Source organism: Cedecea selenatireducens, assembly GCF_042138895.1.
Classification (GTDB): domain Bacteria; phylum Pseudomonadota; class Gammaproteobacteria; order Enterobacterales; family Enterobacteriaceae; genus Cedecea; species Cedecea selenatireducens.
On sequence record NZ_JBHIKW010000037.1, the window covers coordinates 1 to 889 of the forward strand.

General features: G+C 53.0%; 2 protein-coding genes. Both read left to right on the forward strand.

Translation table 11 applies throughout. The features are described from left to right. A partial coding sequence (locus ACE38U_RS22365; RefSeq protein WP_375530536.1) for a flagellin occupies positions 1 to 583 on the forward strand: 583 nt, incomplete at its 5' end. Between the two features lie 165 nt (positions 584 to 748). Beyond that, positions 749 to 889 (forward strand): flagellin N-terminal helical domain-containing protein (locus ACE38U_RS22370; RefSeq protein ID WP_445986274.1); only part of this gene is annotated, 141 nt, incomplete at its 3' end.

Consider the following 889-nt stretch of genomic DNA (forward strand, 5'->3'; position numbering starts at 1 on the left):
GGACCTGGCCACGCAGTCTGCGAACGACACTAATAGTGCAGACGATCGTAATGCGATCAAAGCCGAGCTGGGCGAACTGAACAAAGAGCTGGAAAATATCATGACCAACACCTCTTTCGGTGGCGATAAGCTCTTTGGTGCAACCGGTAAGCTGAGCGCCGACATGAACTTCCAGATTGGTGCCAGCACCGGGGAAGGCATGACCGTCAATCTGGGTACGCAGCTGACCGGCGTTACCGGGGCCAGCGGTATGGGCGGTATTACTGCTGCTATTACCAACCTGAGCGGCGGTACCACCGCGACTAGCGCAAAAGCATTGATGACTTCTCTGGAAGAGGGTCTGAAAAAGGTGGGTGAAATGCGTTCCGGGCTGGGGGCGAACATCAACCGTCTGGGCCACACCGCCGCGAACCTTGCGAACATGAAAGATAACACCGAGCTGGCGCTGGGTAACATTCAGGATGCTGACTTCGCGACCGAAGCCTCTTCCATGACCCGCAACCAGATGCTGGCGCAGACCAGCATGTCGATGCTGAAGCAGTCCAACAGCATGTCCGGCATGGTGATGTCTCTGCTGGGCTAAGACCTCACGGAATGAAACGAAAAACACCGCCTTCGGGCGGTGTTTTTGTTTGTAGGCTAAAAAAATGCATTTTTTTCACTTCATCATTTAATTTCTCTTCGCGGCGTGACGCTTTGATTCAGTAACGAAGCTTATGTAACAGTTACCGAATCAAGGAGATTCATTATGTCATTGTCTATTTTCACCAGCGGTTCCTCCATGTCCTCCATCAACGCGCTGAATAAATCCAACAGCATGCTGTCCACCGCGATGGAACGCCTGGGTACCGGCAAACGCATCAACTCTGCTGCCGATGATGCCGCAGGT